Origin of the sequence: Streptomyces misionensis, assembly GCF_900104815.1 — a bacterium.
GTDB classification, from domain to species: Bacteria; Actinomycetota; Actinomycetes; order Streptomycetales; family Streptomycetaceae; genus Streptomyces; species Streptomyces misionensis.
Map to the genome: position 1 here is coordinate 4,988,598 of NZ_FNTD01000004.1, position 21,751 is coordinate 5,010,348.

At 71.4% G+C, this 21,751-nt stretch carries 21 protein-coding genes; 14 read left to right on the forward strand and 7 right to left on the reverse strand.

Annotation, left to right across the window (positions count from 1 at the left end; genetic code table 11):
* Positions 1-48: 48 nt before the first annotated feature.
* Entirely contained in the window at positions 49-762 is a 714-nt protein-coding gene (gene trhA, locus BLW85_RS24460) for a PAQR family membrane homeostasis protein TrhA (protein ID WP_070029479.1), read from the reverse strand.
* A gap of 288 nt (positions 763-1,050) precedes the next feature.
* Between trhA and BLW85_RS24465 the strand changes: the two genes are divergently transcribed.
* Positions 1,051-2,871 carry a phosphoenolpyruvate carboxykinase (GTP) gene (locus BLW85_RS24465; protein WP_074993112.1) on the forward strand — a complete coding sequence of 607 codons (1,821 nt, stop codon included), beginning with the start codon at positions 1,051-1,053 and terminating at the stop codon, positions 2,869-2,871.
* Positions 2,872-3,124: 253 nt separating this feature from the next.
* Here the strand turns inward: BLW85_RS24465 and BLW85_RS24470 are convergent, their stop codons facing one another.
* Both BLW85_RS24470 and BLW85_RS24475 read right to left on the reverse strand, forming a co-directional pair.
* The gene (locus BLW85_RS24470; RefSeq protein ID WP_074993113.1) at positions 3,125-3,544 is read right to left on the reverse strand and encodes an SCO4983 family protein; all 420 of its coding nucleotides are present in this window, start codon (positions 3,542-3,544) and stop codon (positions 3,125-3,127) included.
* Positions 3,545-3,659: 115 nt separating this feature from the next.
* Positions 3,660-4,871: a pyridoxal phosphate-dependent aminotransferase gene (locus BLW85_RS24475; RefSeq protein ID WP_070029476.1), complete on the reverse strand. Its 1,212-nt coding sequence runs from the start codon at positions 4,869-4,871 to the stop codon at positions 3,660-3,662.
* A gap of 124 nt (positions 4,872-4,995) precedes the next feature.
* On the opposite strand from BLW85_RS24475, the gene BLW85_RS24480 reads away from it, so the two are divergent.
* Both BLW85_RS24480 and BLW85_RS24485 read left to right on the forward strand, forming a co-directional pair.
* Positions 4,996-5,658, forward strand: coding sequence for a hypothetical protein (locus BLW85_RS24480; protein WP_143060461.1), 663 nt, complete (start codon positions 4,996-4,998; stop codon positions 5,656-5,658).
* A 172-nt stretch (positions 5,659-5,830) separates the two neighbouring features.
* The gene (locus tag BLW85_RS24485) at positions 5,831-6,685 is read left to right on the forward strand and encodes a trypsin-like serine peptidase (protein WP_070029474.1); all 855 of its coding nucleotides are present in this window, start codon (positions 5,831-5,833) and stop codon (positions 6,683-6,685) included.
* Positions 6,686-6,691: 6 nt separating this feature from the next.
* Here BLW85_RS24485 and BLW85_RS24490 read toward each other — a convergent pair whose 3' ends face one another.
* Both BLW85_RS24490 and BLW85_RS24495 read right to left on the reverse strand, forming a co-directional pair.
* Positions 6,692-8,317 carry an N-acyl-D-amino-acid deacylase family protein gene (locus BLW85_RS24490; RefSeq protein WP_074993115.1) on the reverse strand — a complete coding sequence of 542 codons (1,626 nt, stop codon included), beginning with the start codon at positions 8,315-8,317 and terminating at the stop codon, positions 6,692-6,694.
* Positions 8,318-8,345: 28 nt separating this feature from the next.
* Positions 8,346-9,620, reverse strand: coding sequence for an amino acid deaminase (locus BLW85_RS24495; protein WP_074993116.1), 1,275 nt, complete (start codon positions 9,618-9,620; stop codon positions 8,346-8,348).
* Positions 9,621-9,799: 179 nt separating this feature from the next.
* Between BLW85_RS24495 and BLW85_RS24500 the strand changes: the two genes are divergently transcribed.
* From BLW85_RS24500 to BLW85_RS24525, 6 genes are all read left to right on the forward strand, one after another.
* Positions 9,800-10,876: a sugar kinase gene (locus tag BLW85_RS24500; RefSeq protein ID WP_244175044.1), complete on the forward strand. Its 1,077-nt coding sequence runs from the start codon at positions 9,800-9,802 to the stop codon at positions 10,874-10,876.
* On the forward strand, positions 10,873-11,661 hold the full coding sequence (locus BLW85_RS24505; protein WP_074993118.1) for an IclR family transcriptional regulator: 789 nt from the start codon (positions 10,873-10,875) through the stop codon (positions 11,659-11,661). Before BLW85_RS24500 ends, BLW85_RS24505 begins: the two co-directional genes overlap by 4 nt.
* Positions 11,658-12,068: a RidA family protein gene (locus BLW85_RS24510; protein WP_074993119.1), complete on the forward strand. Its 411-nt coding sequence runs from the start codon at positions 11,658-11,660 to the stop codon at positions 12,066-12,068. Before BLW85_RS24505 ends, BLW85_RS24510 begins: the two co-directional genes overlap by 4 nt.
* A gap of 104 nt (positions 12,069-12,172) precedes the next feature.
* Entirely contained in the window at positions 12,173-13,663 is a 1,491-nt protein-coding gene (locus BLW85_RS24515; protein ID WP_074993120.1) for a GntP family permease, read from the forward strand.
* A gap of 71 nt (positions 13,664-13,734) precedes the next feature.
* Positions 13,735-14,298, forward strand: a complete 564-nt coding sequence (locus BLW85_RS24520) for a hypothetical protein (RefSeq protein WP_244174910.1) — start codon at positions 13,735-13,737, stop codon at positions 14,296-14,298.
* A 141-nt stretch (positions 14,299-14,439) separates the two neighbouring features.
* Positions 14,440-14,904, forward strand: coding sequence for a contact-dependent growth inhibition system immunity protein (locus BLW85_RS24525; protein ID WP_107409173.1), 465 nt, complete (start codon positions 14,440-14,442; stop codon positions 14,902-14,904).
* Between the two features lie 13 nt (positions 14,905-14,917).
* Here BLW85_RS24525 and BLW85_RS24530 read toward each other — a convergent pair whose 3' ends face one another.
* Complete coding sequence (locus tag BLW85_RS24530; RefSeq protein WP_074993122.1) at positions 14,918-15,760, reverse strand: hypothetical protein; 843 nt, start codon at positions 15,758-15,760, stop codon at positions 14,918-14,920.
* 329 nt (positions 15,761-16,089) lie between these two features.
* Positions 16,090-17,832, reverse strand: a complete 1,743-nt coding sequence (locus tag BLW85_RS24535; RefSeq protein WP_074993123.1) for a chitinase — start codon at positions 17,830-17,832, stop codon at positions 16,090-16,092.
* Positions 17,833-18,143: 311 nt separating this feature from the next.
* Here BLW85_RS24535 and BLW85_RS24545 point away from each other — a divergent pair, with 311 nt between their 5' ends.
* The 5 genes from BLW85_RS24545 to BLW85_RS24565 are packed head-to-tail and all read left to right on the forward strand — an operon-like array spanning position 18,144 to position 21,745.
* Positions 18,144-19,004 carry a hypothetical protein gene (locus tag BLW85_RS24545; protein WP_071828801.1) on the forward strand — a complete coding sequence of 287 codons (861 nt, stop codon included), beginning with the start codon at positions 18,144-18,146 and terminating at the stop codon, positions 19,002-19,004.
* Between the two features lie 57 nt (positions 19,005-19,061).
* Positions 19,062-19,772 carry a Flp pilus assembly protein CpaB gene (cpaB, locus tag BLW85_RS24550; RefSeq protein WP_074993124.1) on the forward strand — a complete coding sequence of 237 codons (711 nt, stop codon included), beginning with the start codon at positions 19,062-19,064 and terminating at the stop codon, positions 19,770-19,772.
* A gap of 12 nt (positions 19,773-19,784) precedes the next feature.
* Positions 19,785-21,017: a CpaE/TadZ family protein gene (locus tag BLW85_RS24555; RefSeq protein WP_074993125.1), complete on the forward strand. Its 1,233-nt coding sequence runs from the start codon at positions 19,785-19,787 to the stop codon at positions 21,015-21,017.
* 4 nt (positions 21,018-21,021) lie between these two features.
* A complete protein-coding gene (locus BLW85_RS24560; protein ID WP_070029153.1) occupies positions 21,022-21,402 on the forward strand; it encodes a TadE family protein in 381 nt (126 codons plus the stop codon).
* 1 nt (position 21,403) lies between these two features.
* On the forward strand, positions 21,404-21,745 hold the full coding sequence (locus BLW85_RS24565; RefSeq protein WP_074993126.1) for a TadE/TadG family type IV pilus assembly protein: 342 nt from the start codon (positions 21,404-21,406) through the stop codon (positions 21,743-21,745).
* Positions 21,746-21,751 lie beyond the last annotated feature (6 nt).

A 21,751-nucleotide genomic window follows, 5' to 3' on the forward strand; every position in this document is an offset into this window, starting at 1 on the left:
AAAAGGCCACGGCTCGCGGGAGCCGTGGCCGTGGTGGCGGGGGAGGGGTCACGCGTGCTGGTAGGCGACCAGTGAGATGCCCACGTAGTGGACGACGAACGCCGCCAGGGTCAAGGAGTGGAAGACCTCGTGGAAGCCGAACCAGCGCGGTGACGGGTTGGGCCGCTTGATGCCGTAGACGACTCCGCCGGCGCTGTAGAGCAGGCCGCCGACGATCACCAGGGTCAGCACGGCTATGCCGCCGGTGCGCAGGAAGTCCGGCAGGAAGAAGACGGCCGCCCAGCCCATCGCGATGTAGCAGGGCGTGTAGAGCCAGCGCGGGGCGCCGACCCAGAAGACGCGGAAGACTATCCCGGCCGCGGCCGCGGCCCAGATGCCCCACAGCAGCCACTGGCCCTTCGCGCCCGGCAGGAGCAGCAGGGTCAGCGGGGTGTACGTGCCCGCGATGATCAGGAAGATGTTGGCGTGGTCGAGGCGGCGCAGCACGCCGTCCATCCGCGGGCCCCAGTTGCCCCGGTGGTACAGCGCGCTGACGCCGAACAGCAGACAGGCCGTGAGGACGTAGATCCCGCAGGCGACCCGGCCTCTGGTCGAGTCGGCGAGGGCGGTGAGCACGAGGCCCGCGATGAGTACGGCCGGGAACATGCCGAGGTGCAGCCAGCCACGCAACCTGGGCTTGACCGGATGCGGCAAGGAGAGCGCCCTGGGTTCGCGGCTGCCGGCCGGCGTGTCCATGGGCGCGTCGGGGACGGACGCAGTCATGCGCCGCATGGTACCTACGCCGCCGTAAGTCAGGTGTGAGGGGCGTCCGTCGGTCGGGTGGATGCAAAAAAACCGTCAGTCGAAATCCAGACGAACGTAAAGGAAATGCAAACGCCCCTGGAACCGTGGTCGACCTCACGTCGCTCACCTGTGAGACCCCCTGGACAGATGGGCACTACAGGCGGATGATCAAATGAGTGCAGTCGGCACCGGATGAGCGATGGCGAAGCGTCCGGGTCGCAGCCCCCACGGGGCAACAAGGACAAAATCCCTCACTTAGGAGCAACCGTGGCGCGCGACAACTCGGCTACCAGCGTTCCCACCAACCACCAGGAACTGATCTCGTGGGTCAATGAGATCGCCGAACTGACGCAGCCGGACAGCGTGGTCTGGTGCGACGGCTCCGAGGCCGAGTACGAGCGGCTGGCCGAGGAGCTCGTGACCAAGGGCACCTTCAAGAAGCTCGACCCGGTCAAGCGCCCGCACTCCTACTACGCCGCCTCCGACCCGACCGACGTCGCGCGCGTCGAGGACCGCACCTTCATCTGCTCCGAGAAGGAGGAGGACGCGGGCCCGACCAACAACTGGAAGGCCCCCGCCGAGATGCGGGAGATCTTCACCGGCGAGCAGGGCCTGTTCCGCGGCTCGATGCGCGGCCGCACCATGTACGTCGTCCCGTTCTGCATGGGCCCGCTCGGCTCCCCGCTCTCCGCGCTCGGCGTGGAGATCACCGACTCCGCCTACGTCGCCGTCTCCATGCGCACGATGACGCGCATGGGCCAGGCCGTCCTCGACGAGCTGGGCGACGACGGCTTCTTCGTCAAGGCCGTGCACACCGTGGGCGCCCCGCTGGAGCCGGGCCAGGCGGACGTGCCGTGGCCGTGCAGCCAGACCAAGTACATCTCCCACTTCCCCGAGTCGCGCGAGATCTGGTCCTACGGCTCCGGCTACGGCGGCAACGCCCTGCTCGGCAAGAAGTGCTACGCGCTGCGGATCGCCTCCGTGATGGCGCGCGACGAGGGCTGGCTCGCCGAGCACATGCTGATCCTCAAGCTCACCCCGCCGCAGGGCGAGGCCAAGTACGTCGCCGCCGCGTTCCCGAGCGCCTGCGGCAAGACCAACCTCGCCATGCTGGAGCCCACGGTCTCCGGCTGGACCGTGGAGACCATCGGCGACGACATCGCCTGGATGCGCTTCGGCGAGGACGGCCGCCTGTACGCGATCAACCCCGAGGCCGGCTTCTTCGGCGTGGCGCCCGGCACGGGCGAGCACACCAACGCCAACGCGATGAAGACCCTGTGGGGCAACGCGGTCTTCACCAACGTCGCGCTCACCGACGACGGCGACGTCTGGTGGGAGGGCATGACGCCGGAGGCGCCGGCCCACCTGACCGACTGGAAGGGCAACGACTGGACGCCGGCCTCCGGGACCCCGGCCGCCCACCCCAACGCCCGCTTCACCGTGCCGGCTTCGCAGTGCCCGATCATCGCGCCCGAGTGGGAGGACCCCAAGGGCGTGCCGATCTCGGCGATCCTCTTCGGCGGCCGGCGCGCCAGCGCGGTGCCGCTGGTGACCGAGTCCTTCGACTGGGACCACGGCGTCTTCCTCGGCGCCAACGTGGCCTCCGAGAAGACCGCCGCCGCCGAGGGCAAGGTCGGCGAGCTGCGCCGCGACCCGTTCGCCATGCTGCCGTTCTGCGGCTACAACATGGGCGACTACATGGCGCACTGGATCAACGTGGCCAAGGACAAGGACCAGTCCAAGCTGCCGAAGATCTACTACGTCAACTGGTTCCGCAAGAACGACGAGGGCAAGTTCGTCTGGCCCGGCTTCGGCGAGAACTCCCGGGTCCTGAAGTGGATCGTGGAGCGCCTGGACGGCAAGGCCGAGGGCGTCGAGACCCCGATCGGCATCCTGCCGGCGAAGTCGGCCCTGGACACGAACGGCCTCGAACTCTCCGACGCGGAGCTGGACTTCCTGCTCACGGTCGACAAGGAGGTCTGGCGCGAGGAGGCCGCGCTGGTCCCCGAGCACCTCGACACCTTCGGCGACCACACCCCGAAGGAGCTGTGGGACCAGTACCACGCGCTCGTCGAGCGCCTGGGCTGAGCCCCCGAGAACTCCGCGGCCGGTCCGACTAGCCCTGACCAGCAATAGTCGTCACGAAGGCCGGCCGCGGAACCGCAACGCACCGGGCCGGGGCCCGCACCGTACAACGGCGTACGGCGAAGGGCCCCGGCCCGGTGCGCGCATGTGTCCGCGTCGGTGGACAGCCGGTTCTGAGGCACCCGGTCCGCGCGTCGCTGCGGGTGCGCGCGGACCGGGGCCGGTCGGTGGGGGCCCCGGCGGGGTCCGATGGGGGTCAGCCGGCGGTGGTGAGTTCCCTCGGGTCGGCCAGGGCGGCCGTGTGGGCGTCCATGCGCTCGGCGGACAGGATCGCCGCCGACGTGTCGGCGCGCGAGGCGGCGACCACGAGCGCCCGCCCGGCCAGGGCGTGCGCCCGCCGGTGCAGCGCCACGGGGTCGCCGTCGTCGGCGGCGGGCGCCGCGCGCAGCGGCGTACCGCCCCGCAGCCGGCTCACCTCGCCGGCCAGCCGCTGCGCGGCCGCGTCCAGGTCGGCGGAGGGCGTCAGCGCCCGCAGCTCGTCGGTGACCGCGAGCAGCGCGGCGAGATGCCCGGCGAGCTGGATGTCCAGCTCCTCCTCGCGCGAACGGTGGGGGAAGTCGCAGGGGGTGCCGGCCATCGTGCTGTGGACCGACTTGGTGCGGATCGGTTCGTACATGGGGATGGCCTCCTGTGCTCTGACAGGAAACCATCCTAGCTTGGATTTCGTCTAAAGTTGAGTCGGGTCACGGACTGAAGCCCGTCGACTACGAAGGGCTCGCCGTCGTCCCAGGTCAGGGCTGGACGTAGCCCTCCAGGAAGGTCCCGATCCGGGTCACCGCGTCCTTCAGGTCCCCGACGGTCGGCAGGGTGACCACCCGGAAGTGGTCCGGCTCGGGCCAGTTGAAGCCGGTGCCCTGCACCACCATGATCTTCTCCTGGCGCAGCAGGTCGAGGACCATCCGCCGGTCGTCCCGGATCTTGTAGACCTGCGGGTCCAGGCGCGGGAAGAGGTAGAGCGCGCCCTTCGGCCGGACACAGCTCACACCCGGGATCTGCGTCAGCAACTCGTACGCCGTGTCCATCTGCTCCTTCAGCCGCCCGCCGGGCAGCACCAGGTCCTGGATCGACTGGCGTCCGCCGAGCGCGGCGACCACGCCGTGCTGGCCCGGCATGTTGGCGCACAGCCGCATGTTCGCCAGGATCGTCAGGCCCTCGATGTAGGAGTCGGCGTGGGCGCGCGGGCCGGAGATCGACATCCAGCCCACCCGGTACCCGGCCACCCGGTACGCCTTCGACATGCCGTTGAAGGTCAGCGTCAGCAGGTCGGGGGCGACCTTGGCCGTCGGGGTGTGCGTGGCGCCGTCGTAGAGGATCTTGTCGTAGATCTCGTCGGAGCAGACCAGCAGGTTGTGCCGGCGGGCGATGTCCGTCAGCCCCTTGAGCACCGTCTCGTCGTAGACCGCGCCCGTGGGGTTGTTCGGGTTGATGATGACGATCGCCTTGGTGCGGTCGCCGACCTTGCTCTCGATGTCGGCGAGGTCGGGCATCCAGTCGGACTGCTCGTCGCAGCGGTAGTGCACCGCCGTGCCGCCGGACAGCGAGACCGCGGCCGTCCACAGCGGGTAGTCCGGTGCCGGTACGAGGACCTCGTCGCCGTCGTCCAGCAGGCCCTGCATGGCCATCACGATCAGCTCGGAGACGCCGTTGCCGATGAAGACGTGCTCGACGTCGGTCTCGATGCCGAGGGTCTGGTTGTGCATGACGACCGCGCGGCGGGCGGCCAGCAGGCCCTTGGCGTCGCCGTAGCCGTGCGCCGTGGAGACGTTGCGGAGGATGTCCTCCAGGATCTCCGGGGGGCACTCGAAGCCGAACGCGGCCGGGTTGCCGGTGTTGAGCTTGAGGATGCGGTGGCCCGCCGCCTCAAGCCGCATGGCCTCCTCGAGAACCGGACCCCGGATCTCGTAACAGACGTTGGCGAGCTTGGTCGACTGGATCACCTGCATACGCGTGAGCTTAGGGCCCGGCCTTGTGCCATGGGTGGTGTTTTCCGCCACGTGAGACATGGATTTGCCCGGAATGCCCCTGCGGCTGTCTCGGTGCTGCCCCGCCTCCCTAGAATCCGCTGTCGTGTCCAGCGAACGCGAGTACGAGTCGGAGCCGCCCAGAGCCGAGGAAGGGGCCGTCCCTCCGCCCGTGTTCCTCCCGCGGCCGGGTCCCGCTCCCTCCTATGAGGAGTACGCCGACCCCGCTGCCGCCCACGGCTGGCAGAACGCCTACGACGAGACCCGCGAGCTGCCCCCGGTCACCGGCTTCGACGCGCCCGGTCCCGGTGCGTCCGCTCCCGGTGAGGGCCGTGCCGGGCGGCGGGAGCGGCGGCGCAGGGCGGGCCGCCGCCGGCTCGCGGCCGTCGCCGGAGCGCTCGGCGTCGCCGGCGCCGTCGCGCTGATCGCGGGCGTGGCCGGCGGCTCGGACGACCCCGCCGCGTCCCGCCCCAAGGGGGGCGGGCGGGCCGGCGCCTCCGAGAGCGCGCCCGCCGACGCCGTGGCCCCGGTGACCTCCGCTCCCGCCTCCGGCGGCGCCTCCAGCGGCGCGGCCGTCTTGACGACGTCCGCCCCGGCCGCGCCCCGGACCACGCCGGCCAGGACCGTCACCCCCGCCACCACCGCCCCGGCACCCACCCGGACCAGTGCCGCGCCCTCGCCCCCACCCACCTCCCAGCCCCCGATGACCACCGCCCCCACCTGGTCCGCCCCCGCTTGGCGCCACGGCCACGGCAGGCACTTCCACTGAGTCAAGTGCCGCGCGCGCGACCCGAGTTGATCACAGGTGTCACACAGGGAAACCCCTATGTCCTGATCCCGCTTCTTGTTCCCGTTCCCTCGCTGCGCTGAGAATGCGCATGACAAAGATTGGGCGACCGGCACTCCCTCCGGTCGCCCCCGTCGTACGAGGGGACCCCCACATGAACAAGCCTCTCCTTGCCGCGCTGTCCGCCCTGGCCCTGGCCGGGCTGGGCGCGGCTCCCGCGGTGGCCGCCCCGCTCACCGCCGCACCCGCCCCGCACCAGGTCAAGCCGTCCGCGGTCACCGTGAACTTCGCGGGCACCGTCTCGCTCAGCGACTGCTCCGGATCGATCATCCGCTTCGCGGGCTCCGCCGACAGCGACCCCGCGCTGGTGCTCACCAACGGCCACTGCCTGGAGACCGGCTTCCCGGATCCCGGCCAGGTCATCACCGGCCAGTCCTCCAGCCGCACCTTCGGTCTGCTGAACGCCTCCGGCAGCAAGATCGCCACGCTGCGCGCCAACCAGGTCGTCTACTCGACGATGACGGACACGGACGTCACCATCTACCGCCTCACCAGCACCTACGCGCAGATCAAGAGCAGCTACGGCATCAACGCGCTCACCGTGAGCGACACCCACCCCACCGCCGGCACCGCCATCAAGGTGGTCTCCGGGTACTGGAAGACGACCTACAGCTGCAACATCGACGGCTTCGTCTACCGGCTGAAGGAAGGCGACTGGACCTGGAAGGACTCGATCCGCTACACCTCCAGCTGCAACACCATCGGCGGCACCTCCGGCTCCCCGGTGATCGACACCACCACCGGCAAGGTCATAGCCGTCAACAACACCGGCAACGAGGACGGCCAGCGCTGCACGGTCAACAACCCGTGCGAGGTGGACGCCAGTGGCAACGTCACCGTCCGCCAGGGCATCAACTACGCCGAGGAGACCTACCAGATCCCGGCCTGCTTCACCACGGGCAACAAGCTCGACCTCGGCGCGGCGGCCTGCGTCCTGCCCAAGCCGTAACGGTCCTCACACGGGCGTACGGCGGACGGAGCGGCCCGCGAGCACATCCGTCCGCCGGCCGTCCTCGACGGCGAAGCGGCCGTCGACCAGCACATGGGGAATGCCGGCCGGCAGCGCCCGGGGCGCGGCGAAGGTGGCACCGGACGCGACCGTCTCCGGGTCGAACAGCACCAGGTCCGCCCGGTAGCCCTCGCGCACCAGCCCCCGGTCCGGCAGCCGCAGCCGGGCCGCGGGCCGCGAGGTCAGATGGGCGACGCACTCCTCCAGCGACAGCACCCCCGACTCCCGCACGTAGTGCCCCAGGTAGCGCGGGAAGGTGCCGTAGGCCCGCGGATGCGGCTTCGCGCCCCGCAGGATGCCGTCCGAGCCGCCGGTGTGGGCGCGGTGGCGCATGACGGCGCGGACGTTCTCCTCGTGGCCGACGTGCTGGAGGACCGTCGTGCCGAGCCGGTCCTCGACCAGCAGCCGGCGGGCCGCCTCCCACGGCTCCTCGCCGCGCTCCTCGGCCAGCTCCCGCACGGTACGGCCCACATGGGCGCCGAGTGCCGGATCGGCCACCCCGGACACCTCGATGGTGTCCCACTCGACCGGCACCCCGTGGCAGCCGTCGGAGCCGGTCACCTCCAGCTCCCGCCGGATCCGCCCGGCCGTCGCCGGGTCGGCGAGCCGGGCCAGGACCCGCTCCGGGCCGCCCTCGCCCGCCCAGCTCGGCAGCAGCGCGGCGAGGGTGGTGCAGCCCGGGGTGTAGGGGTAGGTGTCCAGGGTGATGTCCGCGCCCGCGTCCAGGGCGTGGTCGAGGAGGTCCAGCAGCTCGCCCGCGCGCCCCGCGTTCACCCCGAAGTTCATCGTCGCGTGCGCCAGGTGCAGCGGACAGCCCGCGCGCCCGGCCAGCTCCACCATCTCGGCGTAGGCCTCCAGCGCGCCGGCGCCGTAGGACCGGTGGTGCGGGCAGTAGTAACCGCCGTACGAGGCGACGACCCGGCACAGCTCGGTCAGCTCGGCGTCACCGGCGTACATCCCCGGGGTGTAGGTGAGCCCCGAGGACAGCCCCACCGCGCCCTGCTCCAGCCCCCGCGCCACCAACTCCCGCATGCGGGCCAGCTCCTCGGGGCTCGCCGGGCGGTCCTCCCAGCCCATGACCAGCGCCCGGACCGTGCCCTGCGGGATCAGATACGCCGCGTTCACGGCGATCCCGCGCCCGTCGAACCCGCGGTCCAGCCGGTCGAGGTACTCGCCGACCGTGCGCCAGTCGAAGTCGATGTCCTCGCCGTACCCGTTCCACCCGGTGATCGCCCGGCGCACCTCCTCCAGCGTGCGCTCGTCCACCGGGGCGTACGACAGCCCGTCCTGGCCGATCACTTCGAGGGTGACCCCCTGCGCGACCTTCGCACTGTGGTCGGGGTCGCGCAGCAGGGCGAGATCGGAGTGGGCGTGCATGTCGATGAAGCCGGGGCACAGGACCAGCCCCTCCGCGTCCAGCTCCCGCATCGCGCTCGGCCGTTGGCAGCCGGCCGCCGCGGCCTCCTTCACGATCGAGACGATCCGGCCGCCGTCCACCACCACATCGGCCCGGTACGACGGCTCGCCACTGCCGTCGACCACCTCGGCGTCCCGTACGACCAGATCCTCCATGCCGGCCCCTCCGAATGTCCGTGTGCGGTCAGAAGTAGGTGCGGATGTAGTCGACCACCGTGCCGTCCGCCTCGGCCACCGGGATCAGCTGCCACTTGTCGAAGACCGTGCACGGGTGGGACAGCCCGAAGCCGACCCAGTCGCCCACCTGGAGACCGGCGTCGGATGCGGTGCGCAGCCACAGGTGCTGGTCCGACAGCGCGGTCACCTCGATCCCGGCCGCCGGCCGCTCGGTGCCGTCGTCCCCGCGCACCACCTGCGCCACCGGCGGATCGAGGTCGTAGGCGGCGTCCCGCTTGCCCGCGTTGACGAACGCCTCCGTCGGCGAGGGCCGCGAGACCACCTGCGCCCAGAGCCGGAAGGCGGGCTCCAGCGCCCCTTCCTCGGGCACCCGGTTGAACGGCGTGAGCCGCCGGTAGTGCACATCGTCGTGCGAGACGTACGCGCCGGAGCGCAGCAGCTTCAGCACGGGCAGGGAGAGCGCGGGCACCTCGGCGAACACCTCGGCGACGGCGTCGAACCACTCGCTCCCGCCGGCGCTCACGACGATCTCCCCGGCGCCCGCGAACCGCCCGTCCTCGTCGAACTCGGCCGCCAGCGCGACCAGGTGACGCAGCCACGCGCGCACCCGCGCCGGATCGGCGTCCGGCACCTGGGCCTCGTACCCCGCCACGCCGACGAGCCGGAGCGTGTCCGTGCGCCCCACCGCCTCGGCCACGGCCCGGGCGTCCGCCGTCGACCGCACGCCGGTCCGCGCGCCCTCGCCCGCGCCCAGCTCCACAACGACGTCCACCGGACGTGCGGCGCCCCGCAGCGCGGCGTCCATCAGCTCGACCCCGCGCACGGAGTCGACGTAGCAGACGAAGCGGAAACCGGGGTCGGCCGCGAGTTCCGCCGCGATCCAGCGCAGGGCCGGGGCGTCCACCAGCTCATTGGCGAGGAACACCCGCTGGACGCCGAACTCCCGTGCCACCCGCACCTGGTGGGGCACCGCCAGCGTGATGCCCCACGCGCCGTGCTCGATCTGGCGGTGGAAGAGCTGCGGCGCCATGGAGGTCTTGCCGTGCGGGGCGAAGGCGAGGCCGTGGCGGGCCGTGTACGACTCCATGAGCGCGAGGTTGTGCGCGAGCCGCTCGGCGGACAGGACGAGGAGGGGCGTGGTGAAGCCGCCCTCCGCGGCGAACAGATTGCGGCGCTGGGCGGCCAGTTCGCGCACTGTACGGCCGTGGGCGTCCGGCGGGAGCCCCTTGAAGCGGTGGTCGACCCGTTCCTCGGCCAGACGGCCGAGCGCCTCGGTACCCATGCGAGCCCCTCTCTGCCGTTGCAATATGTGCAACGTCCATTGCATGCAGTGCTCCTGCTGTCTAGCATCTCGCCGACACCCGGTCAACGGAGCCGCCACCCCGGACATCGACAGGAGCCATCATCGACGACGCTGCTTACAAGGTGGAGTACGTGGATGTCGTCGCGCTCGGCGAGTCCATGGTCACCTTCGTGCCCACCCGCCCGGGGCGGCTCGCGGACGTGCCGTCCTTCGACCGCGCGATCGGCGGCGCGGAGTCCAACGTGGCCTGCGCGCTGGCCGCCCTCGGCCATGCCACGCGGTGGGTGAGCCGGGTGGGCGCGGACGGCTTCGGCGACCATCTGCTGGCCCGGATCGCCGACCACGGCGTCGACGTCTCCGCCGTCCACCGCGACCCCGTCCGTCCCACCGGCATCTACTTCCGCACCGGGGCGGACCGCGCCACGGGCGCGCACGAGGTGGCGTACTACCGGGCGGGCTCGGCGGCGTCCGCCATGTCCGCGGCCGACGTGGACACAGCGGCGGTACGGGCGTGCCGGGTGCTGCATCTGTCCGGGATCACGGCGGCGTTGTCGCCGGAGTGCCGCGAGCTGCTGTGGCAGCTGACGGCCCCGCGCGCCGGCGGCCCGCTGATCTCCTTCGACGTGAACTTCCGTCCCGCGCTGTGGCCGGAGCGGGCCGAGGCGGCGGTGTTGCTGGAGCTGGCGCGGCGCGCCGACATCGTCTTCGTCGGCGCGGACGAGGCGGCGGAGGCATGGGGCGTCACGGGCGGCGCGGAGGCGATCAGGCAGGTGCTGCCCGAGCCGGAAGTGCTGGTGGTGAAGGAGGGGGAGAGGGGAGCGACGGCGTTCGCCCGGGGCCCGCTGGAGGGCGCGGGCGCGAGTACGGACGCGGTCACGGCCCCGAAGCCGCCCACGCGTGGCCCCTCGGCGGCCCGGCCCGCCGACGCCGCGGCGCGGCGCGCCTTCGAACCCGCCCCCCGCGTCCAGGTCGTGTCCACCATCGGTGCCGGCGACGCCTTCGCCGCGGGCTTTCTCTCCGCCACCCTGCGCGGGCTTCCGGTACGGCAACGGCTGCGCTACGGCCACCTCGTCGCCGCCGCGGCCCTCACCACGCCCACCGACCTCGCCGCACCCCCCGGCCCGGGCCACGCCGACCGCCTCGTCGCCCTGGACGCGCCGGCATGGGGGAGACTTCGACTCGCCCCCGGCTGGACGCAGGCCGAGCGGGCACCGGAGGAGGCGAACCCCACATGAGTCAGACCGTCGACCGCGCCCTGAGCATCCTGCCGCTGCTCGCCGAGGGCCCCGCCGACCTCGGCCAGGTCGCCGACCGGCTCGGCGTCCACAAGTCCACGGCCCTGCGGCTCCTGCGCACCCTGCACGAACACGGCCTGGTCTACCGCCAGTCCGACCAGCACTACCGCCTCGGCGCCCGCCTCTTCGCCCTCGCCCAGGAGGCGATGGAGAACCTCGACGTCCGCGAGATCGCCCACCCCCACCTCGTACGGCTGAACGAACAGTGCGGTCACACCGTCCACCTGGCCGTCTACGAGGAACACGAGGTCCTCTACATCGACAAGGTGGACAGCCGCTACCCGGTCCGCATGTACTCCCGGATCGGCAAGCCCGTCGCCATCACCGTCGCCGCCGTCGCCAAGCTCCTCCTCGCCGATCTCCCCGAACCCGAACGCCGAGACCTCGCCGAAAAGCTGGACTACCCCTCGTACACCCCTCGTTCCACCCCCAACGCCGAAGCCTTCCTCCGCGAGCTGGCCAAGGTCCGCGACCAGGGCTGGGCCACCGACCTCGGCGGGCACGAGGAGTCCATCAACTGCGTCGCCGCGCCGATCCGCGGCGCCGACGGCCGGGTGGCCGCCGCGATGTCGGTCTCCGCCCCCAATGTCGTCGTCACCGCCGACGAACTGCTCGCGCTCCTCCCGCTGGTCCGCCGCACCGCGGACGCCATCAGCGCCGAATTCTCCGGCAGACCTCCCGTCACGGAACAACCATCGCAGAACGCCCGTAAGGATCACGTATGACCGAAAAGATCGCACTCACCCCCAAGACCCACACCACCCCGCCCGCGAAGTTCTCGCACGGCGTGCGCAAGGGCAACATCCTCCAGGTCGCCGGCCAGGTCGGCTTTCTGCCCGCCGAGGAGGGCAAGCCCCCGACCCCGGCCGGCCCCACCCTGCGCGAGCAGACGCTCCAGACCCTCGCCAACGTCAAGGCGATCCTCGAAGAGGGCGGCGCGAGCTGGGACGACGTGATGATGATCCGCGTCTATCTCACCGACGTGGACCACTTCGCCGAGATGAACGACATCTACAACGCCTACTTCGAGGGCCAGGCCCTCACCCAGCCGCCGGCCGCCCGGACCACGGTCTACGTCGGCCTCCCGCCCGGCCTCCTGATCGAGATCGACGCACTCGCCGTCCTCGGCTGATCCCCACCCCCCTGTACGACGCACACGGCACGGCACCCTCCGGGGCGCCGTGCCGCGCTCCCCCCTGCCCGAAAGCACCATGACCCCACGAAGAGGACCCCCGCATGTCCTTTTTCCCACCGGCGTTCACGCTCGCGGCCCCCGCCCCCGCCGCCCCGCCGCACACCGGCGGCCTGCTCCTTCTCATGGACGGCACCCCCGGCCTCCTCACCATCGCCGCCCTCGGCATAGCCCTGCTGCTCTTCCTGATCATCAAGGCGCGCCTGCAGCCCTTCGTCGCGCTGCTCGCCGTCTCCATAGCCGTCGGCCTGCTGTCCGGCCTGTCGGTCACCGAACTCTTCGGCACCGTCCAGAGTTCGAGCGCCGTCTCCACCATCGAGTCCGGCATGGGCGGCATCCTCGGCCACATCGCGATCATCATCGGTCTCGGCACGATGCTCGGCGCGATCCTCGAAGTCAGCGGCGGCGCCCAGGTGCTGGCCCAGCGCCTGCTGTCCCTCTTCGGCGAGCGGCGCGCCCCGCTGGCCATGGGCCTGACCGGCCTGATCTTCGGCATACCCGTCTTCTTCGACGTGGGCATCTTCGTCCTCGCCCCGCTCGTCTACGCGGCGGCCAGGCGCGGCGGCAAGTCGATCGTCCTCTACTGCCTGCCCCTCCTCGCGGGTCTGTCCATGACCCACGCCTTCCTGCCCCCGCACCCCGGGCCGGTCGCGGCCGCGGGCCTGCTGCACGTCCAGCTCGGCTGGATCATCCTCATGGGCGTCGTCTGCGGACTGCCCGCCGTCGCCGCGGCCTGGGCGTACGCGGCCTGGATCGGCAAGCGGGTCTTCGTCGCCGTACCGCAGGACATGGTGGAGGCGGCCGAGGAGGCGAAGCGCGCGGTGCGGGCCGAGCAGCGCGCCCAGGGTGTGCCGGCGCAGGAACGCCCGGTGCCCCTCGCCACCGTCCTGGCCATCATCGGCACGCCGCTGATCCTGATCCTCGCGGCCACCTTCTCCTCGATCGCGCTGGACCCCTCCCCGTTCCGCTCCTTCCTGCAGTTCCTGGGCCACCCCTTCGTCGCCCTCACCGCGGCCCTGTTCCTGTCGTACTACCTGCTGGGCATCCGGCGCGGCTGGTCCTACAAGTCCCTGGAGACGGTGTCCACTTCCTCGCTGAAGCCGGTGGGCAACATTCTGCTGGTGGTGGGCGCGGGCGGGGTCTTCGGTGCCGTGCTGAAGGCGAGCGGCGTGGCCCAGGCCCTGTCGGACACCTTCCATGGCGTGGGCCTGCCGGTGATCGTCCTGTCGTACCTGATCTCGCTGGTCCTGCGGGTGGCGCAGGGCTCGGCGACGGTCGCGATCGTGACGACGGCGGGCATCGTGGCCCCGCTGCTCGCCGGGGACCACACCTCGCAGCCCTTCACCGCCCTGGTCATCATGGCCATCTCGGCGGGCTCCATCTTCGCCTCGCACGTCAACGACGGCGGTTTCTGGATGGTGGCCAAGTACTTCGGCATCAGCGAACGCGACACGCTGCGGACGTGGACCGTCCTGGAGTCGGTGCTGTCCGTGTCCGGTTTCGCCGTGGCCGGGGTCGTAAGCCTGTTTGTGTGAGGGACATAAGTTGCCGACGCGACGCGCGGGCTGACTGGTTCCGGCACAGGGAAGTCGTCCATACTGCCGCCGTGGAGCAGCGCATAGGATCGAGCAGCAATCCGTTGAACACCGAAGCGTTGAAGGCGGAAGCGGTGACGAGCGAGCCCGTGACGGGCGCCGGGTTCGACCCGGCCTTCATCCCGGGGATCACGGGGCCGGCGTCGCCGTCGGAGCCGAAGTCCTCCCCGGAGCAGGAGTCGGAGCCGGAGGCCGACGCGGCCTCTGCCGAGCAGACGACAACGGACGAGGCCGGGGCCTCCGAAACCCCGGACGAGGACACCCCGTCCTCGTCCGACGACACCTCGTCCGACGGTCCGGTCTTCGAGGCCGCCGACCGGCGCGCCAGGATAGTGGCCGACCACAAGGGCGTCCGGCTCAGCCTGGACGAGGAGGCCTGCGAGTTCGGCTGGGACGAGATCGCCGCGGTCGAGTCGGAGACCCCGCGCTTCGGCAAGCGCTACACGATCACGGTGCACACCCCGGAGCGGCGCTGGTACCCGATCGAGATCGAGGCCCCGTCCCGGTCCCGCTTCAAGGAGTGGGACGAGCAACTGGACGCGGTCCTGGACGCGTACTTCGAGGACGGCGACTGAGCCACCCCTCCGCTGCCCACGAGCCGGCTCCTCGGGGAGCCGGCTCGCCGACTCGTGCCTCCCGAACCGGCCGGTACCGCATCCGTTCCGGAGACCGGACGGCGGCCCCGGCCGTCCTCGGACCGACTCGACGACTCCATCGTGCTTGAGTCCCTCGAAAGGCACCCGATGCTCTCGGCCTCCATCAGCAAAGACAAGTCGATCGAGGAACTCGAAGGGCGCCGCTGGCCCGCTCCCCCCGAAGGCAGCACATCCCTGGTCCGCGGCGTTCACGCATTGAGACGCCGAGCGATCGAGGACCTGTCCGTCGAAGACCTACGACGACTGATCGGCCAGGACGTCGGCCTTCAGTGGCTCCTTCCCGTCGCCTTGGATCTTTTCCGAGCCACGGCGCCGCAGGAAGCGGAGACCGGCTGGTTCGACGACGACTTGCTCTCGGCGGTATTGACGAGGAATGCGGACACCTGGAGAAGTGCGCCCCGACTCGCACGTCACCTGAATGAAACGGTCGGCATGCTGACCGACCTTTCACCGCACCTCCGGGAAGAGGTACGGGCCTTCCGATCCGCTTCGTCGGACGCACTCCAGGGACGCACCGGGCCATGACCGGCTCGCCGACTCATGTCCTCGTGACCGGCCGACGCCGCTCCACCCGGTCGAGGTCGTCGGCCAGCAGATGCCGGTGTTCGATTCCGAAGTCGCCGTTGGCCAGCGTGGGTTGGTCATCGCCGTAGTAGCGGCCCACGACCCTGTCGGGCAAGAATTCCGACAACTGGTGCCGCATCCGCTCCGGGTACTCGACGGCCGTGCCCCACTCGTCCCCCGCTTCGTCGCTGGAGAACAGGACCCAGTGGTCCACGGCCACGCGGGCATCCAGGTCCGGGGCCCCTCCGGTGTGGCTGTCGAGCGCGGGCACCGTCAGCTGGTCTGGGTCGTTCGGGTGGTACCAGACGAGGAGCGGCTTGGCCTGCCGCGCGTCGGCGTTGTCGAAGCAGCACAGCGCGATCGCGTGATCCGGGAAGTGCTCGGCGTAGAAGACGAGCAGCTCCGGCTCGATGCGCGGCCTGCGTTTCCAGGGCACGCGGTGGAGCGCGGTGTGGATCAGCGTGGGGTCGTCGGCGAGCAGCACGGTGTACACGTCGTGCTCGAAGACCCGCACCACGGGTTCGGGCTCGGCACCCAACCAGTCCATGGCCGCCATACCGTCGGCCTCCACGGGCGGAGCGGCGACGGCGTCGACCATCCGCCGCAGCACGTCCCCGTGCCGCCCGACCGACACGAACTGCTCCGGCACGAGCCGGCGGGTCGGCAGATGCAGCAGCATCGCGTTCGGCCCGTCCGCCAGGTTCGCCACGGTGTTCTGATAGCCGAGCACATGAACGAGCCCGTGCTCGGGATGCCGCCGGCGCCCGCAGTAGAGCACCGTCCCGGAGAAGACGGCCTCACCGGTCGAGATGCACATGCGAACCCCTCTCTCGGCGGGCCGATCCACCGCTCCGTGCATCGGTAGGCCACCGGACGGCCGTCATCGTATTTCTGGGACCTGCACCTTCTCCAGTCGTTCGATGATGAGATCGACATCCGCGAGTGCTTTGCGGCAGCCGAGTGGGCATGGAGATCCGATCGCTTGGATTCATCCAGCTCCCCTGACCCATTACGCCCGGGAGCATCACACCGCCGCCTCGCCGCCCGCAACGCGAATCGGGCGGGACTGGCCGAAAACGTGCACACGCGTCGGCGCCCGGACCCTCGTCGAGGAGTCCGGGCGCCGCAGGTCGAACAGGTGTCACCTCACGGCATCGCGTGCACGTGCGGGCCCACCGCGTTCGACCAGGCGTTGCCCGAGGTCGCGTCCCAGTTGGTGGACCAGGTCATCGCGCCGCGGAGGTCGGGGTAGGTCTTCGACGGCTTGAAGGTGCCGCAGTTGGTGCCGGCGCTCAGGCAGTCGAGGGCGTTGTTCACGACCGAGGGGGAGACGTAGCCGCTGCCCGCCGCGCTGGTGGAGGCGGGGACGCCGAGGCCCACCTGGGAGGGGGCGAGGCCGCCCTGGAGCTGGATGCAGGCGAGGGCCGTCAGGAAGTCGACCGTGCCCTGGCTGTAGACCTTGCCGTCGCAGCCGAGCATCGAACCGCTGTTGTAGAACTGCGTGTTGACGACGGTGAGGATGTCCTTGATGTTCAGCGCCGTCTGGAAGTAGGAGGCGGACGTGGACTGCATGTCGATCGTCTGCGGGGCCATCGTGATGACGAGGGAGGGGCCCGCCTTCGCCGACAGGGCGCGCAGCGCCTGCGTCATGTACGTCGCGTTCAGGCCGTTCTCCAGGTCGATGTCGACGCCGTCGAAGCCGTACGTCTGCATCAGGGAGTAGACGGAGTTCGCGAAGTTCGTCGCCGAGGCCGAGTCGCTCACCGACACCGTGCCGTTCTGGCCGCCGATGGAGACGATGACCTTCTTGCCCGCCGCCTGCTTGGCCTTGATGTCGGCCTTGAACTGGTCGACCGTGTAGCCGCCGAGGCCGGCCGAGTCCAGGTTGAAGGTGACCGCGCCCGGCGTCGTGGTCGCGTCCGCGAAGGCCACCGCGATGATGTCGTACGCGGAGGGGACGTCCGAGATCTTCTGCACCTTGGCGCCGTTGTTGAAGTTCTGCCAGTAGCCGGTCACGGCGTGCTTCGGAAGCGAACCGCCCGTGCCGCCACCGCCGGTTCCGGAGGAGTCGGTCGTCGCCGTCACCGCGGCCGACTTCTGCGACTCGCCCGCCGCGTTCGTCGCCGTCACCTGGAAGCTGTACGAGGTGGCCGGGGACAGGCCGGTCACGGTCGCCGACGTGCCGGTCGTGGAGCTGACCTTCGCGCCGTTCTCGTACACGTTGTAGCCCGTCGCGCCCGAGGACGTGGACCAGGTGAGGGTCGCCGAGGAGGAGGTCTTGGCGGAGACCGCGAGGCCCGTGGGGGCGGCCGGGACGGTGGGGGGCGGCGTGGTGCCGCCGCCGGTGCCGCCGCCGTCGGGGCCGTAGAGGGAGACGTCGTCGGCGTAGTAGGCGGCCTGGCCGTACCACCCGTGCGTGTAGACGGTGACCGACGTGGTCGACGCGCCCGTGGTGAAGGACGTCGACAGCTGCTTCCAGGTGGTCGTGTCGGGGGTCCACGTGGAGACGTCCGTCGTGCCCGTGCCCGTCACGCCCAGGTAGGTGTAGCCGCCCTGGACCCAGGCGCTCAGCGTGTACGACGAGTTGGGCTTGACCGCGACCGTCTGCGTGCACTGGGCGTTGTCCTGCCCGGCCGGCGTCGCCTTCAGGGCGCCGGTGCCGGAGTGCACCGGGGAGGAGACCGTCGTACCGCTGCCCGCGCTGCACGTCCAGTTGGACAGGCCCGACTCGAAGCCGGCGTTGACGACGTTGTTGACGTCCGCCGCGGCGGCCGGGGCGGCGGTGGCGGCGAGGCCCGCGGCCGCGAGGGCGAGGGTGGTGGCGGCGGCCCATGCCGCCGGCCGGCGTCGGCTGCGAAGTGGTCTGGGGGTGCCTGGTGCGCGGTCCACGGGGACCTCCGGGGAGTCGTGGGGAAGTTGCGGGGTGGGGAGTGGAACCGGTGGCCATCGGTGCACACACAAGTTGGTCCAGACCAATTGCGCTGTCAAGAGGTCCAGACCAAAACCGTCTGCGGTCGTCCGCTCGTGCCCGCCCCCGTCGTGCGCCGGAGCCTCCCCCGGTCGACCGGTCGACTTGCCCCTGTTTGCAGCGACTTGGCGTGTCGACTTCCACACCGGCTCCACCGACGCTGTTCTCCGGCCACACACCCGTGGATACAGTGCTCGGGTAGTCACGCAGTGAAGTCACCGGGGAGCGGCGCGTGCCAACAGCCATTGCCGTGACCAGTGCCGACCTGGCACTGCCGCCACAGGACGAACGCACCATGCCCGCCGTCGTGCTGGACGGCCTCGACGGGCACCCGCTCGACCACGCGCTCACCGAACTGCACGCCCTCGTCGAGCGGTACGGGCATGTCGTCGTCGTGTGCTCCGCGGCCACCCCGGAACCCGTCGTGCGCCGCCTGTACACCCTGCGCTCGCTGCTGGAGAGCGACCGCATCGCCCTGTTCCGGCCCGACCTGCCGCCCCTCGGAGTCGCCGTGCTCGCCCGCCAGTTACGGCAGCTCGCCTCCTGCGACCTCAGTCCCGGGGTGCTCGCCTCCGCCGGGCGGCTGCTCGCCCACTACATCCACGCCGGCGCCGTCCTCGGCTCCGTCGCCCGGCTGGACCGGGTGCCGGTCGGGCTGAGGGCGCACGCCAAGTCCTGGATGCCCGGCACCCGGTTCGCCGTACTCGCCCACCCCGAACCCCAGCTCGTCAAGGCCGTGCCCGGCGCCACCCTCAAGGGCCCCGAATTCCCCGCCTGGCTGCTCCTCGCCAAGGGACAGCTGCCCGCCGACTGGGCCGCCGGGCTCGGCGCCCAGTGGCAGGCCCAGGGCGTGCGCGAGACCCCGCTGCCCGCCGAATCCCGCACCTGGTGGGGCACCGGCCGCCTGATCGAGTTCTGCGGCCACCTGGACGACCTCTCCGTCCTGTACCAACTGGTCACCTCGGTGCGGCAGTCCACCTGTCACTGGTGCGGACTCGACGTCATCGGCGACCGCTGCGTCTTCTGCTCCGCCGTCCCGCCCGCCCACGAGCCCGCGACGCCCCGCGCCCTCGAACCACGCACGCCCGCCTGACCCGAGCACACGTCCACATCCCGAACGACCGATTCCCCCAATGAGGTTGCACGGTTCATGAACTCCCGTCAGCGCCGCGGCGTGATACTGCTGATCCTGTCGGTCCTGTGCGCTCTCGGCGCGTTCGCCGGCGTGCTGTCCGTCGTCCACGACGTGGACTCCAAGGTCGGCCCCGAGGTCACCGCCTACCGGGTGCGCTCCGACGTCAAGCCGTACACCGCCCTGGACGCGGGGCAGTTCGAGAAGGTCCGGATGCCCAAGCGGTGGCTGTCCGGGACCGCCGTCACCGACCTGCGGCAGATCCAGGGCAAGACCGCCGTCACCACGCTGCACGCCGGGTCGCTGCTGCAGAGCGACATGATCGTGGACCAGCCCGCCCTCCAGCCGGGGCAGCAAGAGGTCGCCATCATGATCGACGCGGCGACCGGCGTGGCCGGGAAGATCACCCCCGGGTCGCGGGTCAACGTCTATGCCACCTTCGCCGGGAAGAAGGACGGCGACCCGGACCAGTCGAAGATCATCGTGACCGACGCGCGCGTCCTCGACGTCGGCCGGATCACCGCCCTCGACCCCGACGCCGCCAAGAACGGCCCGCAGCAGCCCAGCGAGGCCGTGCCCATCACCTTCGCGCTGTCCACCCTCGACGCCCAGCGCGTCACCTACGCCGAGTCCTTCGCCCAGCGCGTCCGGCTCGCGCTGGTCGCGCCCGGCGGCGAGAGCGGCGTGCCGGACAAGGACCGCACCTACGAACTCGCCACGGACAAGTGAGAGGCGGCCCGCATGCCGACCAGGATCCTCCCGGCGGGCGCCGACCCGGACGCCGTCCGCTCCCTCGTCACCCTGCTCAGCCAGCTGCCCGATGCCGAGCCGCAGCCGCCGCTGACCGACTCCACCCAGCTGGTCGACGCCCTCGCCCGGCTCGCCGCGGAGTCCGTGGACGAACTCCCCGAGGTGCTCGTCGTCCACGAACGCATCGGCCCGGTACCGGCGTTGGAGCTGATCCGGGAGATCGCCCTGCGCTTCCCGGCCGTCGGCGTCATCCTCGTCACCAGTGACGCGAGCCCCGGCCTGTTCGCCGCCGCCATGGACTCCGGCGCCCGGGGACTGGTCGCGCTCCCGCTGTCGTACGACGAACTGGCCGGCCGGGTGCAGGCCGTCGCCCAGTGGTCCACGGAGGTACGACGCCACCTCGGGCACGGCGGGGAGGCGGTGGCCGGCGGCGGGGGCACCGTCGTCACCGTCAGCGGCGCCAAGGGCGGGGTGGGGGCCACGCTCATGGCCGTGCAGCTGGCGCTCGCCGCACAGGCCTCGGGGCGGCCCACCGCCCTGGTCGACCTCGACCTCCAGTCCGGCGACGTCGCCTCCTACCTGGACATCCAGTTCCGCCGGTCGGTGGCCGACCTCGCGGCGATCACCGACATCTCCCCGCGCGTCCTCGCCGACGCCGTCTTCCGCCACGACACCGGGCTGTCCCTGCTGCTCGCGCCCGCCGAGGGCGAACGCGGCGAGGAGGTCACCGACCGGGCCGTCCGGCAGATCGTGCGCGCCCTGCGCTCGCGCTACGAGGTCGTCGTCATCGACTGCGGCGCCCAGCTCGGCGGGGCCGGCGCCGCCGCGGTCGAGACGGCGGACACCGCGCTGCTGGTCACCACGCCGGACGTGATCGCGGTACGCGCCGCCAAGCGGACCGTCCGGATGTGGGACCGGCTCCAGATCCGCAAGGCCGAGGAGACCACCGCCGTCGTCAACCGGCACAGCCGGCACACCGAGATCCAGCCCGCGCTGGTGCAGCGGATCACCGGCACGGGACTCGCGCGCACCGCCGTACCCGCCAACTTCAAGGAGCTCCAGGCGGTGGTGGACGCCGGGCGGGTGCACGAACTCGACGGCCGCAGCACCGTGAAACAGGCCCTGTGGGCGCTCGCGGGGGAGCTGGGGCTCGCACGGGCGGCCGAGGGCGCGCACCGGGGCCCGGCGCGCGCGGCCGGCGGATTCCGGCGGCGGAAGGAGTGAACCGATGACGCGGCGGGGCGCGGACGAGGGCCAGGTGAGCATCGAGTTCCTCGGGATGACACCGCTGATCCTCCTGACGCTGGTGCTGATGTGGCAGGCCGTGCTGGTGGGGTACACCTTCACGCTCGCCGGGAACGCCGCCGACGAGGCGGTACGGGCGGGTACGGCGGCGGCGCCGGGCGGTGCCCGCGAGGCGGCCTGCTCGGCGGCCGGGCGCAAGGACCTGTCGGCGGCGTGGCGCGGGAACGCGGCGGTGCGCTGCGGCGGCTCCGGCTATGTGACGGCCGATGTCTCCCTCAAGGTCCCGGTGCTCTTCCCCGGCCTGGCCTCCTTCCCCTTCACGGTGCACGGCCACGCGGGCGCGGTGGAAGAGGTGAAGGACTGAGATGGCGCACAGGAGAGAACGCGACCGGGGACAAGTCGCCCTGGAATACCTAGGGTTCGTGCCCGTCCTGCTGATCGTGGCGCTCGCCGGCATCCAGCTCGGAGCCGTCGCCTACGCCGCCGAGCAGGCCGGTACGGCGGCCCGGGCCGGGGCGCGCGCCGCGTCGCTGCGGCAGGACGCCCAGCAGGCGTGCGCCGCGGCGGTCAGCAGCGGGATCGACGTGCGCTGCTCGGCCGGCGGCGGGGGCGGCGCCGTGACCGTGACCGCCACCGTCCGCATCCCGAAGATCGTCTGGAGCTTCGGCGACGCCACCAAGTCCGCCACCATGCCGCTCGACCACTGAGGAGCA